Origin of the sequence: Pseudomonas sp. GM17, assembly GCF_000282175.2 — a bacterium.
Lineage (GTDB): Bacteria > Pseudomonadota > Gammaproteobacteria > Pseudomonadales > Pseudomonadaceae > Aquipseudomonas > Aquipseudomonas chlororaphis.
This window is the reverse complement of the sequence record NZ_CP124732.1, coordinates 4,388,831-4,402,850: the sequence shown is the minus strand read 5'-3', so window position 1 is coordinate 4,402,850 and position 14,020 is coordinate 4,388,831. Positions and strand designations below refer to the sequence as shown.

Annotated in this window: 9 protein-coding genes; 4 read left to right on the top strand and 5 right to left on the bottom strand. The window is 63.8% G+C overall.

Going from position 1 to position 14,020, the window contains the following annotated elements:
- Positions 1-197 precede the first annotated feature (197 nt).
- The 5 genes from PMI20_RS19820 to PMI20_RS19800 form a co-directional block, all read right to left on the bottom strand.
- Positions 198-710 carry a nuclear transport factor 2 family protein gene (locus tag PMI20_RS19820; RefSeq protein ID WP_007921012.1) on the bottom strand — a complete coding sequence of 171 codons (513 nt, stop codon included), beginning with the start codon at positions 708-710 and terminating at the stop codon, positions 198-200.
- 178 nt (positions 711-888) lie between these two features.
- Positions 889-1,881: an amidohydrolase family protein gene (locus tag PMI20_RS19815; protein WP_007921011.1), complete on the bottom strand. Its 993-nt coding sequence runs from the start codon at positions 1,879-1,881 to the stop codon at positions 889-891.
- Positions 1,882-1,937: 56 nt separating this feature from the next.
- Positions 1,938-3,386, bottom strand: a complete 1,449-nt coding sequence (locus PMI20_RS19810) for an aldehyde dehydrogenase family protein (protein ID WP_177323772.1) — start codon at positions 3,384-3,386, stop codon at positions 1,938-1,940.
- Between the two features lie 22 nt (positions 3,387-3,408).
- The gene (locus tag PMI20_RS19805; protein ID WP_007921009.1) at positions 3,409-5,058 is read right to left on the bottom strand and encodes a GMC family oxidoreductase; all 1,650 of its coding nucleotides are present in this window, start codon (positions 5,056-5,058) and stop codon (positions 3,409-3,411) included.
- Positions 5,059-5,191: 133 nt separating this feature from the next.
- Positions 5,192-6,133: a LysR family transcriptional regulator gene (locus PMI20_RS19800; protein ID WP_007921008.1), complete on the bottom strand. Its 942-nt coding sequence runs from the start codon at positions 6,131-6,133 to the stop codon at positions 5,192-5,194.
- 408 nt (positions 6,134-6,541) lie between these two features.
- On the opposite strand from PMI20_RS19800, the gene PMI20_RS19795 reads away from it, so the two are divergent.
- The 4 genes from PMI20_RS19795 (at position 6,542) to fabV (ending at position 13,854) form a co-directional block, all read left to right on the top strand.
- Positions 6,542-9,133: an EAL domain-containing protein gene (locus PMI20_RS19795; RefSeq protein WP_502945110.1), complete on the top strand. Its 2,592-nt coding sequence runs from the start codon at positions 6,542-6,544 to the stop codon at positions 9,131-9,133.
- A 436-nt stretch (positions 9,134-9,569) separates the two neighbouring features.
- Positions 9,570-11,159 carry an amino acid permease gene (locus PMI20_RS19790; RefSeq protein ID WP_007921006.1) on the top strand — a complete coding sequence of 530 codons (1,590 nt, stop codon included), beginning with the start codon at positions 9,570-9,572 and terminating at the stop codon, positions 11,157-11,159.
- A complete protein-coding gene (locus tag PMI20_RS19785) occupies positions 11,159-12,448 on the top strand; it encodes an NAD(P)/FAD-dependent oxidoreductase (RefSeq protein WP_007921005.1) in 1,290 nt (429 codons plus the stop codon). Before PMI20_RS19790 ends, PMI20_RS19785 begins: the two co-directional genes overlap by 1 nt.
- A 209-nt stretch (positions 12,449-12,657) precedes the next feature.
- Entirely contained in the window at positions 12,658-13,854 is a 1,197-nt protein-coding gene (fabV, locus tag PMI20_RS19780; protein WP_007921004.1) for an enoyl-ACP reductase FabV, read from the top strand.
- Positions 13,855-14,020: the final 166 nt, after the last annotated feature.

Here is a 14,020-nt window from a genome sequence, read left to right as displayed (position 1 = left end):
GGCTGAATACATCGGATCGACACACCAGGAGCCTGTAGGGCCTCTGGGCGCCGCTAAAACAATCCAATATCCAGCTATCCATCGCCCGCTGCGTTTTTACACGGCCTGGGCCGAAAGCCGCCTGCCATGAACGGTTCCTTTCGGCCAAAAGCACACACTCAAACCTCTACCAAACTAGTAACGATTCAAAATCAGCTTTAATCCGCACCCACCTCGAACGTCTGCCCACCCTTTGTCGACTGAATCACCCATTCCCCACTCACCCGAAACGACTTCGCCGACGCATAGGTATCTTCCATAAACTGGAAATAAACGATTTTCCCATCGATCACTTTGGCAAGAATCGAGAACGGCGAGGTAAAGCGATTACCCACTCCAACCGAGGTGTAGGTGAAGCTACCGAAGACCGCGACCTTTTCACCGTCGCCGAAGATATCGGTTACCGAGAAGTCGTTGATGTCCCAGTAGGTGCCGACGTTGGAGAAGGTGTCGACGTAGATCTGCCTGCCTTTGCGGGTGCCTGCCCAAGGCTCGATCTGTTGCAGTTCGGGGTTGTCGAAGTTCAGTGAGACATAGGTGGCGTCTTCGCTGACCAGTTGGGTGGCGGCGTGTGCGACGCTGTCTTTGGCGGTGTTGGCCAGGAAGGCGCTGACGACGTCGATCGGGGCTTTGGTTTTTTGTGCTTTTTCGATTGCGGCGAGATTGGCCATTTTATTGCCTGCTCAATGAAGTGTTTCAGGGGGGGAATTGAAGTTCTTGCTGTGTCGCTTCTTGGCGTCTAGGACGCGGATGTATGGTGCTTGTCGACTCAAGGTTGGTGGGGTGGTTGAAGCAGAGCGCGGATACCCGGGCAGCCAGCAAGCCACCCGGATACCCGGCTCTTGATTTCTACAAACCAAACAACCTCCGCGCATTCCCCCGCCCAATCTTCTCCCTATCGTTCTCACTGATCAGCGCCTGATCAAACCAGTTGCTCGCCGTGGCCATGCTTTCATACGGGTAGTCCGCCGAAAACAGCACACGATCGACACCAATTTCGCTGATGGAATCCAGCAGGCCTTTGGTGTGGAAGTGGCCGGCGGTGGTCAGGTAGAAGTTGTGGCTGAAGTAGTGGCTGACCGGTTTTTTCGCGTTGCCCAGGCCTTCGCCTTCGCGTTGCATGTGCAGGCGGTGTTCCAGGCGCGGCAGCATCAGCGGCAGGCCTTCGGCGAGATGGCCGAGGATGAGGGTCAGGTTGGGGTAACGGTCGAACAGGCCACTGAGCATCAGGCGGATCGCGTGGGTGGCGGTTTCATGGGCGAAGCCCCAGGTTGAGCCGACCAGGGATGGATAACCCTCGTAGATCCGCCGTTGGCTTGGCAGCGGTTCGCGCGGGTGCAGGTAGACCGGCACGTTGAGCGCCGCGACCCGCTCCCAGAATTCCCATACCGGCGGTTCGTCCAGGTACTGCGCGGTATCGGCGTTGCCGATGTTGGTGTAGCCGTTGATCAGTGCCCCCACCATGCCGTAATCCTTTACCGCACGTTCCAGTTCGTCCGCCGCGGCCCTGGGCGATTGCAGGGCCACCGTGGCGAAGGCCTTGAAGCGTTGCGGGTGGCGGGCGACGAACTGCTCGGTGATCTGCTCGTTGGTGCGTTGCGCGAAGGCGATGGCCTGGCGCGGATCGAGCAGCGACTGGGCGCCGGGGGAGGTGAGGGACAGGATGGCGAGGTCGATGCCATTGCGGTCCATATCGGCGATGCGCTGGTCGCTGTCCAGCAGGCGTTTTTCCACATCCGCCATATAGGTCCGGCCATTGCGCGTGGCTTCGCCGGAAGCATCCCACAGGCTGTTGTTCAGCTCGGTGCTGATGTGTTCCTCGAGTACGATTTTGCCTTTCATGCTGATGTAGCCTCTTTAAGGATAAACAGGTACGTAGCGCTTCGACTCAGCCGGGCCTAGGCCTCGGCGGTCGACAGGCTGATGTGTTTGTATTCGATGAAATCGTCGATGGCCGCGACGCCGTTCAGGCGGCCCAGGCCGGACTGGCGATAACCGCCTTCCTCGAATTCGTCGTAGACCTTGGCCCAGTCGTTGATCCACACGGTGCCGGCCTGCACCTTGCGCGCCACGCGCAGCGAGCGCTTGGTGTCGCGGGTCCAGATGGCGGCCGCCAGGCCGTATTCGCTGTCGTTGGCCAGGGCCACGGCTTCGGCTTCCGTATCGAAGACTTGCAGGGTCAGCACCGGGCCGAAGGTTTCCTTCTGCACGATATCCAGCTTCGAGTCGCTGACTTGCAGCAGGGTCGGACGGTAGAAGGCGCCGTTGGCCAGCTCGCCTTCGGTGATGGGGCCGCCGCGGACGATGACCTTGGCGCCCGCAGCGATGGCGGCCTCGACGGCCTGATCGACCCGCTGCACGTTGGCCTTGTCGATCAAGGGGCCCATGTCGCTGCGCGGGTCGGACGCCGGGCCGACCCGCACCGCTTGCAGGCGTGCCGCCAGGCGCTCGCGCAGTTGCTCGGCGATGCCGCGCTGCACCAGCAGCCGTGAGCCGGTCATGCAGAACTGCCCGGCGAACACGGTCAGGGCTTTTTCCAGGAGCGGCAGGGCGGCGTCGAGGTCGGCGTCGTCGAACACCAGGTGCGGGGTCTTGCCGCCCAGCTCCAGGCCGAAGCGCTTGAGCGACTGCGCGCCCACCGCGGAAATCGCGCGGCCGGTGGCGGAGGAACCGGTGAAGCTGATGACCGGCACCTGGGGTGAGGCGATCAGCCGGCGCGAGCCTTCGCCGCCGGACTCGGTGAACAGGTTGATCACCCCGCGCGGCAGGGAAGGCGCCTCGGACATGACCCTGGCCAGCAGGGCATTGGTCTGCGCGGTCTGCGCCGGCATCTTGATCACCACCGTGGCGCCGGCGGCCAGGGCCGGTGCCAGCGAGCGCACCATCAGCACCACCGGCGAGTTCCACGGCACGATGATGCCGGCCACGCCCATCGGCTCGCGCAGCACGATGGACAGCACGTCGGGGCGCGGGGTGCCGCTGTGGCCGCGTTCGGTGCGGGTCAGCGCCGCGTAGTAGCGCAGCTTGGAGGGCACCATGCTGACTTCGAAGCGGGCTTCGGGCTTGATCTTGCCGTTCTCCAGCGCCAGTTGCTCGATCAGCGCCTCGCTGTGGCGCTCGAAGGCGGCGGCCAGCTCGTCGAGGACCCGGGCGCGCAACGCGCTGTCGTCGCTCCAGCCACTGTTGAAGGCGCGCACGGCCGCGGCGATGGCCGCATCGGCCTCGGCGCCGCCGCCATCGGCGTAGTGGCCGATGACCTTGGAGGTGGCCGGGTCGATGGATTCGCGGTGTTCGGTCGAATCGACCCAGGCGCCGTCGATCCAGTGTTGGGCAAGGGTGTTTTGCATGGTCATGGCAGTGTTCTCCACATTAGCTGTAGCGACGCGCGATGTATTCGGCGGTGGCGATGGTGGTGATATTGGTGGCGACCGAAATGGCGTCCGGGAAGATCGACGCATCGACCACCCGCAGGCCCTGCACGCCGTGGACCCAGCCTTCCAGGTCGACCACCGCGCCGGGGTCGCCGGCAGGGCCCATGGGGGCGGTGGAGGTGGGGTGGTGGTAGGTGTCGAGGGTGGCCAGCATCGACTGCTCGATCTGCTGGTCGCTGCTGGCCTGGGCGCCCGGGTTCAGTTCCGAGTGGATCAGGTCCTTGAGCGGCGCGGTCTGGCCGATCTTGCGCGCCAGCCGCACCCCTTCCAGCAGCCGGGCGCGGTCCTCGGCCCGGGCCAGGAAGTTGAGGTCGATCAGCGGCGCCTGCGCCGGGTCGCGGCTGGCCAGCTTCAGGCTGCCCACCGACAGTGGGCGGGTCAGGGCCACGGCGAGGACAAAACCGACCTTGGTCGGGCTCTGGTCGTGGGGGAACAGGTGGGTGGCGGTGATGTGCAGGTCGAGGTCGCCATTTTTCGCCGTGGAGCTGTGGGTCCAGAGCTTGGCGCCGATCACTGGGGACTGCTTGCCGATCAGCTCGGGGCGGGCGGCGTAGGCGTTGTAGTAGAAGGGGTGATCCTTGAGCCGCTGGCCGACGGGCAGGGCGGCGACCAGGGGGATCGACAGCGACGCCAGGTGCTCGCGCGGGCCAATGCCGGAGCGCAGCAGGATCGCCGCACTGCCGTAGGTGCCGGCCGAGAGTATGACTTCGTTCGCATGGATGACTTCGCCGCTGGCCAGGCGCACGCCGGTGGCGCGGCGGCCGTCGAACAGCACCTTGTCCACCAGCACGTCGCCGCGGATCTGCAGGTTGCCGCGGGCCCGCACGGCATTGTCGAGGTAGGCGATGCCGGTGTTGACCCGCACGCCGTCGACGATGTTCATCGGGTAGGGACCGACACCTTTGGCGTCGGCGCCGTCGAAGTCGTCGATCACGCGGAAACCGTTGGCGACGGTGGCGTCGACGAAGGCCCGCTGCATGGGGCTGATGTCATTGCGGGTCAACTGGTGCACCGGCAGGGGGCCGTCGTGACCGTGCAGCTGGTTGCTGCCGGTGTTGCGTTTTTCCAGCTTCTTGAACGACGGCAGCAATTCTTCATAGGACCAGCCCGGCAGGTTCCAGTTGACCAGGTCCTGCTTGCGCGCGCGGATCGCCACCGCGCCGTTGACCGCCGAGCTGCCGCCCAGCACCTTGCCGCGAATCGCATGGATCGGGTGGCCGATATAGCCGGGCAAGGTCTGGTAGCCCCAGTCGCTGCCGGCATCGCCGCCGACGCTGTCGCTGCTGGCGATGACTTTCGGGTAGTCGCGGGTGCCGTAGACGTGGCCGGCTTCGAGCAGCAGCACGTTGCGCTCGCGGCGTTCGCTCAGGCGCCGGGCCATGACCGCGCCGGCCGAACCGCCGCCGATGATCAGCACGTCCACCGGGTTGCCGGCACTGCCGTCGCGCTTGCCGTTGGCGCCTTGCGGGGCTGCCGCGAAAGCGGGGCCGGCGCCCAGCATGGAGCCGATGGCCAGGGTCGCCGAGCCGGCGACTGTCTGGGCCAGCAGTTTGCGGCGCGAAGGGTTTTCTGGTTGGTGGTGACTCATTGCTCATCTCCCATAGCAGGCGAATGCCTGTCAGATGGAAGCTGAGGCTAAGGTGCGCTCGGGTTGAGCGACAGCCACTGTAAAGTGAACCGCCCGTTCAGTATTGCTTGACCAGGCGGCGGGCCCTGCGCGCTCAGGCGGTGGCGCCGCCCGGCAGCAGCCCGCGAGCGATCAACGCCGCGTCCCAGGGCGCCGGGCGACCGATTTCCTCGCCGAGAAATTGAATCAGCGCCTGGACCTTGGGCGGGGTTTTCAGGGTCTTGAGGTACACCGCCGAGATCTGCCCGCCGGACGGCGCATAGTCGTCCAGCACCGACACCAGCCTGCCGTCGAGCAGGGCGTCGGCCGCCAGGAAGGTTGGCAGGATCGCCAGTCCCAGGCCGGCCAGCGCGCCTTCGAGCAACTGGTGCCCGGAGTCGGTACGCATGCGCACCCGGACGCGGAACGAGTGCTGCGCGCCGTCCATGGGCAGGCTCCACATGCCGTTGGGTTCGCGGTTGTAGTAGACCAGCCCGTCGTGCCGCTGCAGGTCGCCGGGGTGCTCGGGAGTGCCCTGGCGCGCCAGGTAGTCGGGGCTGGCGCAGATCAGGTGGCGGTTCTCGGTCAGCGGCCGCGCCACCAGGCAAGAGTCGTGGAGGTTGCCCAGGCGGATGGCGACGTCGAAATGGCCATCCTGCAGGTTGGCCACCCGGTCATGGGCTTCCATGTCGACGCACAGTTGCGGGTATTGCAGGGCGAAGCGCGCCAGCAGCGGCGCCAGGTAGCGTGGGGTGAAGGCCATCGGCGCCGCCAGGCGCAGGGTGCCGCCGAGGCTGGCCTGGTGGTCCTGCACCGACTCTTCGGCGCGCGCCAGGTCCAGCAGGATGCGTGTGCAATCGGCGTAGAACAGCTGGCCGGCCTCGGTCAGCTTCAGCGGCCGGCCACGGGTCAGCAATACCACGCCCAGGCGCTTTTCCAGCTGCTGCATGCGTTGGCTGACCAGCGACTTGGTGGTCCCCAGGCGTCGCCCGGCTTCGGAAAAACTGGCCGCCTCGACGACCGCGACGAAGGTGCTCATGTCCGAGAATTTATTCACCGCCACTCCTGTTGCCCTGGGTTGAAGAACCTGAAAAGAAACACGCAGGTTCGCGTGCTGCTCAGGGGCGCCATGAGAAGCCAAGCGTATCGGGCAACGCAAGTGGCGAACCGGCCAGAGATGAAGTTGCCACCCGGGGCGACGGACGGGGCTGTTGCCGATGGACAGACGCCCGGGCTACCTGGCGTTGCCGAGGTTTGGCGCGGATCGCACGGTTTTCCATGGGCCGGCCACTTCGCGGCTATTCTCTAATTTCAGGTCGATGGCCTAAAAGATCCATGTCCACGCTTATGGCCTGATGTCCTGCTCGCCCGGGTAAAAACGCTTTTCTCAGCCTTGCTGAGCCGTATCGGGTGTTGCTTCGAGGACGGGCCCCTCCAGTTCGAGGGCGGTTAATGGCGCTTCACAGTGATCAGGGACGATGACAGTGAGGGCATGCATGCAGTGGCGGCCATGGATATGAGCGTCGGGTCAACGACCGGAGAAGAGGCGGCGGACTTTTTCGTGCAGACCCTGGAACAGGCCAACGATGCCGTGGTGATCATCGACGAGCGCAACCAGGTGGTGTTCTTCAACGCGGCGGCCGAACGTTTCTGGGGCTGTCCACGGTGCGAGGTGCTGGGCAGCGACGTCAGCATGCTGGTGCCGATCCCCATCCGCTCGCGGAACGACGGCGAGACCGGGGTCAACAAGATCATCGGCACCAGCCGCGATGTGTGCATCACGCGCAAGGATGGCGAAGAGCGCTGGGGCGCGATGGCGATCTCGAAGATCACCCTGCAAGGGCGCATTCTCTATGCCGCCTTTTTCAAGGACGTGACCCAGACGCGGCTCAAGGATATCGAGCAGCGCTTGCTGTCGATGTCGGTCAATGCCAGTAGCTCGGCCACCTGCATCGTCGACGCCGACGGCCGGCTGATCTACATCAACGACGGGCTGGTGCGCTTGCTGGGGTATTCCCGCGAGGAATTGCTGGAGCGCTCGCCGCAGATGTTCTTCGTCACCGATACCCCGGGCCAGGCCCGGGCCGACGAGCTGCAACTGGAGAGCATCCTCAGTGGCCAGCCCCATGAAGCCTGCGGCCTGGTCAGCAAGCGCAACGGCCAGCGGCTGTGGGTGCAGGTCTGCTCGGCGCCGGTGTTCGACGCCGGCGGGCGGATCGGCAACATCGTCATCGTGTTCACCGACATCACCCGTTCCAGGCTGCCCGAAGTGCTGCAGGACAAGGTCATCGGCGCCTTGTTGCAAGAGCAGCCCGTGGAGCGCGTGTTGACCCTGCTGTGTCAGGAAATCGAGCGCCTGGCGCCGGAGGTCATCGTCTCGATCCTCGGCGTGGACCCACAGGGGCTGCTGCACCCCCTGGCCAGTCCCGGCCTGCCGGCCGACTACTCCCAAGTCATGGAGGGGCTGCCGATCGGGCCCGCCGCCGGCTCCTGCGGCACCGCGGCCTTTCGTGGCGAGCCGGTGCTGGTCACCGATATCGAGACCGATCCGCTGTGGGCCGATTACCGTTTGCTGGCGCGGCAGGCCGGGGTGCGGGCCTGTTGGTCGATCCCGCTGCGCAACAGCGCCGGCAGGGTGTGCGCGACCTTTGCCCTGTACTTCCGCGAGAGCCGCAAGCCCGATACCACCCATGCCCACCTGATCATGACCGGGACCCACCTGTGCATGCTGGCCCTGGAGCGCGAGGAGGCGCGCCAGTCGATCCGCCACATGGCCTTGTCCGATGCCCTGACCGGCTTGCCCAATCGCAGTTCCCTGCTGGCCGAGGCCAACCGCAGCATTGCCGAGGTGGCCCTGGAGCAGGGCGAACTGGCGGTGTTGTATGTCGACCTGGACCGCTTCAAACAGGTCAACGAGGCCCTGGGGCATGCTTCGGGCGACGAGCTGCTGCAGCTCATGGCGCAACGGCTGCGCAGCGTGCTGCGCGAGTCGGACATCGTCGGCCGGCTGTCGAGCGACGAGTTCGTGCTGGTGCTGCCCCGGATGAACGCCACCCGGGTCACGACCTTTCTCGAACGCCTGATGCCGACCCTGGGCGCCCCGGCCGATATTGCCGGGACCGCCGTGGTGCCTTCGGCCAGTGTCGGCGTCAGCCTGTACCCCAGCGACGGCCAGGATATGGAAAGCCTGCTGCATTGCGCCGATATCGCCATGTACCAGGCCAAGCGTACCGAGCGCGGCGGTTTCAGGTTCTTTCTCGAGGAGATGGACCAGCTCGCCCAGCAGCGCCTGCAGCTGGAGACGGCGCTGCGCCAGGCCCTGACCAGCGACGGCCTGCATCTGGTCTATCAACCGCAGATCGACTTGCACAGCAACGGCCTGGTCGGGGTCGAGGCGCTGGCGCGCTGGGAGCATCCAAGCCTGGGCACTATCCCGCCCGCGCGATTCATCGCGCTGGCCGAGGAGTGTGGGTTGATCAACTACCTCAGCCAGTGGGTGCTGTGCGAAGCCTGCGAGCAACTGGCGCGCTGGCGTCGATCGGGCATCAGGGTGCCGTCCATCTCGGTCAACCTGTCGCCGATCAACTTCCACAACCTCAACCTGGCGGCCCTGATTGCCCGCCAGTTGCAGCGCTGCGGCCTGCAGCCGGCGGACCTGTGCGTGGAGGTCACGGAGGGGGTGTTCCTGTGCAGCAACCCGACCACCGAGCAGACCCTCCAGGACCTGCATACCTTGGGCGTGCGCCTGGCCATCGATCACTTTGGCGCGGGCTATTCCAGCCTGGGCTATCTGCGGCGCTTGCCGATCAACGAGCTGAAGCTGGACCAGAGCTTCGTCGAGGAGCTGGAGCACGACGCCTCCTGCCGCGCCTTGAGCGAGGCGGTCATCGGCATCGGCAAGGGCCTGTCCCTGCGGGTGGTCGCCGAGGGCATCGAACACCCCGCGCAGCGCGACATTCTTCAAGCGCGGGGCTATGACGTGGGGCAGGGCCAGCTGTTTTCCTCGCCATTGCCGGCCCGGGCGTTCGGGCAGTGGTTTGTGGGGTGGCAGAGTTAGCCGGCCGGTCGATGGGGGGCCAGCGCCGCGCTCCAGGCGGACGCGAAGTAGACCGCGACGGGCCTGTGCACGACTCTCTCTTTTCCTTCTTTCCAAGGCCGCTGCGGGCATTGCCCGGTGCCAGGCATGGGCGTGGTAATTCAAACACTCTGTTCTTTAAGTCAAGTTGTTAGTGTGTAGGGATTTTCTGTTTTATGCCGTCGAAAACCAATTAAACCTGACGGTTTGTTAGATGTTTAGTTGTGGGTGTTTAGTGTTTCTGATTATTAGGTTTTGTAACTGTTGGCGTATTCCGTATGGGACTGATGTGATTCGGGAAAATCATTTGTCAGCGGTATTTTTGTGGGCTTTAGTGGGGAGGAAAAACACTCCAGGGACACTGCCATACCGCGTGAGTTGAATCATCGGTGGCTTAAATATAATAAAAAGGTGATCCATGACAGACTCCACAAAAGTGCCGGGTGCGTGCGACCTGACCGGCGATTTTCACAGCGAGAAAACCGCCGGCGGACTGAAAAGAACCCTGACGCCCCGGCACCTGAGCATGATCGCCATTGGCGGCAGCATCGGTACCGGGCTGTTCGTCGCCTCGGGCTCGACCATTGCCCAGTCCGGGCCGGGCGGCGCGCTGCTGGCCTTTGTGGTCATTGGCGCCATGGTGTTCTTCCTGATGACCAGCCTCGGCGAACTGGCGTCCTGCATGCCGGTCACTGGTTCGTTCTCGACTTATGCCTCCAAGTATGTCGATGAAAGTTTCGGCTTCGCCCTGGGCTGGAACTACTGGTATGCCTGGGCGGTGACCATTGCGGTCGATCTGGTGGCCGCGCAGATCATCATGGCTTATTGGTTTCCGAATGTGCCGGGGTATATCTGGAGTGCGGGTTTTCTATTGATCATCACCGCACTTAATATGGCCTCGGTGCGTTTGTTCGGTGAGTCCGAATATTGGTTCGCCCTGATTAAAGTCATCACTATCCTGCTGTTTATCACGGTGGGCATTCTGATGTTGTTCGGCATTCTCAGCGGCGGCGAAAATGCCGGCCCCAGGCTCTGGTTGATTGGCGATGCGCCGATTGTCGGCGGCCTGGGGGCCCTGGTCGGGGTGGCGATGATCGTGGGGTTTTCGTTCCAGGGCACCGAGTTCGTCGGCATCGCCGCCGGCGAGACCCGGGACCCCGGGAAAAACGTGCCGCGCGCGGTGCGGCAGATCTTCTGGCGGATCCTGCTGTTCTACGTGCTGACCATCCTGATCATCGGCCTGTTGATTCCTTACAACGACCCGAGCCTGTTGAGGAATGGGGTGTCCGATATCCGTGTCAGCCCCTTCACCCTGATCTTCGAACGGGCCGACATGCTCGGCGCGGCCGCGGTGATGAACGCGGTGATCCTGACCTCGGTGCTGTCCGCCGGGAACTCCGGCATGTACGCTTCCTCGCGGATGCTCTACAGCCTGGCCCTGGAGGGCAAGGCGCCGGCGATCTTCGCCCGTTTGAGCGCATCCGGCACCCCGCGGTGGGCGTTGCTGGCCACGGCCACGGTGGCGGCCTTGTGCTTCCTGACCTTCATCTTCAGCCCGGGGCAGATCTATAACTGGCTGCTCAACACCTCGGGCATGCTCGGTTTTATCGCCTGGCTGGGCATTGCGGTCAGCCACTATCGGTTTCGTTGCGGTTATGTGCGCCAGGGCAACGACCTGGGCAATCTGCCTTATGTGTCGCGGTTCTTTCCGTTCGGGCCGATTTTCGCCTTTGTCCTGTGCCTGTTCGTCACCCTGGGGCAGAACTATCAAGCCCTGCTCGGCGACTCGATCGATTGGGCCGGGCTGACCGCCACCTATATTGGCCTGGTGCTGTTCCTGGCGATCTGGCTGGCGCACAAAGTCATCAGTGGCTCCAGGTTCGTCCGGTTCGATGACATGAGCTTTTCAATGATTCGCAGCAAGTCCGAACGTTACCTGCCAGCGGAATCGGCTATGAATGAGAATGCGGGTCTTCCTGTGCGAATGACCCAGGTCGGAGCCAAGTGATGAGTCAGGATTTTCTCGAAAGTTATTACGAAGCCACGGTTGAAAAGACCGCTTATCCGGCGCTCGGCGGCCGGGTGGAGACCCGGGTGTGCATTCTGGGCGGCGGGCTGGCCGGGCTTTCCACGGCGCTGGGTTTGGCCGAACGCGGGGTGACCGACGTGGTGGTGCTGGAGTCCCACACCGTGGGGTACGGCGCCTCGGGGCGCAACGGCGGTTTTGTATTCGGCGGCTACTGCCTGGGCAATGCCGAGCTGCTCAAAACCCTGGGCCGGGAGGAAGCGCGGCGGCTCTACCGGCTGACCATCGACGCGGTCGACCTGATTCGCCAGCGCGTCCGGCAATACGGTATCCAGTGCGACCTGACCGACAGGGGCGTGCTGCTGGCCAACTGGTTCAACGACCCGGCGCGCCTGGAAAAGCCTCGGCAGCTGATGAAGGAGGTCTACGGCGTCGACTGGCAGTATGTGGCGCCGGGCGAGTTGCGCGAAAAGCTCAAGACCGAGCGCTATTTCGGCGCCTTGTTCGAGAGCAATGCCTTTCACTTCCACCCGCTCAAGTATGTCTATGGCGTGGCGGCGGCTGTGGCGGGGCATGGCATCGATATCCATGAGCACTCGGCGGCCCTGGCGATCGAGCAGCAGGGCGGCAAGTACCTGGTCAAGACCGCGGGCGGCGAAGTCCTGGCCGAACAGGTGGTGTTCGCCGCGGGTGGTTACGCCCGTGGGCTGTACCGGCCGGTGGAGCGGGCGACGCTGCCGATTGCCACCTATGTGGTGGCGACCGAGCCCCTGGGCGAGCGTTTGCGGGAGGCGATCAACTGCGAGTCGGCCATTTACGACACCCGCTTTGCCTTCGACTATTACCGCCCACTGGCGGACAGCCGGATTCTCTGGGGTGGGCGTATTTCCATCCTCAATCGTGGCCCGCAGGCGATCGCAGGCTTGCTCAAAGCCGACCTGATCACGGTCTACCCGCAACTGGCCGACGTCGAGATCGAGTATTCCTGGGGTGGGCTGATGAGCTACGGCCGCCAGCAGATGGCGCAGATCGGCCAGGATGACAACGGCGTGTGGCATGCCGTGGGGTTTGGCGGTCACGGCATGGCGCCGACCACGGTGGCGGGGGAGGTGCTGGCGGATGCCATCGCCAAGGCCATTCCGATTCCCCAGGGCTTTGGCCAGTTCGGCCTGGTGCCCACCTTCGGCCTGGCCGGTCTGGTCGCGGCGCAGGCGACCTATACCGCCTATCAGGCCCTGGATGCCTACGATGCCCACCGCTTGAACAAATGACCGCCGCTTTTCCCTGGCCGTACAGGCCATGGAGCAATCTCAGCGTTTTCTGGCCCAAACCCCGGAATGAACTTATGCTGGCGGGCAAATCTGCACTCATTGAAAACCCAAGGCGTGACGCGAGGACGTTCCGAGCGTCTACGACTTGAACAAGTGACGCTGCTGCAGCCCGTATTGGCTCTTGGCATATTGAAATTGGGAGATTGTGTATGGTCATCAAACCCCGCGTTCGCGGCTTTATCTGTGTGACGACCCACCCGGTCGGTTGCGAAGCCAACGTCAAGCAACAGATCGACTACGTCACCGAACAAGGCACCATCGACGCTGGGCCAAAGAACGTACTGGTGCTCGGTGCTTCCACCGGCTACGGCCTGGCCGCACGTATCACCGCCGCCTTCGGTTGCGGCGCCAACACCCTGGGTGTGTTCTTCGAGCGCGGCAGCGTTGACGGCAAGCTCGGCACCGCCGGCTGGTACAACACCGCGGCCTTCCACAAGTTCGCCGAAGAAAAAGGCCTGTACGCCAAGAGCATCAACGGCGACGCCTTCTCCGACGAAGTCAAGCGCCAGACCATCGAAACCATCAAGCGCGACCTGGGCAAGATCGACCTGGTGGTCTACAGCCTGGCCGCTCCGCGCCGTACCCACCCGAAAACCGGCGAAGTCCTGAGCTCGACCCTCAAGCCGCTGGGCAAATCGGTGACCCTGCGCGGTGTCGACACCGACAAGGAAATCGTTAAGGAAACCACCCTGCAGCCAGCCACCCAGGAAGAAATCGACGGCACCGTGGCCGTGATGGGCGGCGAAGACTGGCAGATGTGGATCGACGCGCTGCACGAAGCCGGCGTGCTGGCCGAAGGCGCTAAAACCACCGCCTTCACCTACCTGGGCGAGAAGCTGACCCACGACATCTACTGGAACGGTTCCATCGGCGAAGCCAAGAAGGACCTGGACCAGAAAGTCATCGGCATCCGCAAGGAACTGTCGGACCTGGGCGGCGACGCGCGGGTATCGGTGCTCAAGGCCGTGGTGACCCAGGCCAGCTCGGCGATCCCGATCATGCCGCTGTACCTGTCGCTGCTGTTCAAAGTCATGAAAGAGCAGGGCAGTCACGAAGGTTGCATCGAACAGGTCTACGGTCTGTACAAGGACAGCCTGTACAACCCGAACCCGATCATCGACCAGGAAGGCCGCCTGCGTGCCGACTACAAGGAACTGGAACCTGCCGTCCAGGACCGCGTGAAGCAGCTGTGGGATGAAGTCACCAGCGAAAACCTCTACCAGCTGACCGACTTCACCGGCTACAAGCAGGAATTCCTGCGCCTGTTCGGCTTCGAGATCGACGGCGTCGACTATGAAGCCGATGTCGATCCGGACGTGAAGATCGCCAACCTGATCCAGGTGTAAGCGAACTTAACGCGTCATCGCCAACGCCCCTCCCATGAGGGGCGTTGTCGTTTCTGCCCGGGCTGTGCGCTGGTTCAGGCCGGTGCCTGTCAACGTTCGACCTGGGTTGGGATCGACATCTGGCGCATCACTCGTGTTGAATGTCGGCCCATTGCCAAGGGGGGAA

Bases quoted from the DNA above. Each gene is read 5' to 3' on its own strand.
- PMI20_RS19820 (WP_007921012.1), bottom strand. From the start codon at position 710: ATGGCCAATCTCGCCGCAATCGAAAAAGCACAAAAAACCAAAGCCCCG.
- PMI20_RS19815 (WP_007921011.1), bottom strand. From the start codon at position 1,881: ATGAAAGGCAAAATCGTACTCGAGGAACACATCAGCACCGAGCTGAAC.
- PMI20_RS19810 (WP_177323772.1), bottom strand. From the start codon at position 3,386: ATGCAAAACACCCTTGCCCAACACTGGATCGACGGCGCCTGGGTCGAT.
- PMI20_RS19805 (WP_007921009.1), bottom strand. From the start codon at position 5,058: ATGAGTCACCACCAACCAGAAAACCCTTCGCGCCGCAAACTGCTGGCC.
- PMI20_RS19790 (WP_007921006.1), top strand. From the start codon at position 9,570: ATGACAGACTCCACAAAAGTGCCGGGTGCGTGCGACCTGACCGGCGAT.
- PMI20_RS19785 (WP_007921005.1), top strand. From the start codon at position 11,159: ATGAGTCAGGATTTTCTCGAAAGTTATTACGAAGCCACGGTTGAAAAG.
- fabV (WP_007921004.1), top strand. From the start codon at position 12,658: ATGGTCATCAAACCCCGCGTTCGCGGCTTTATCTGTGTGACGACCCAC.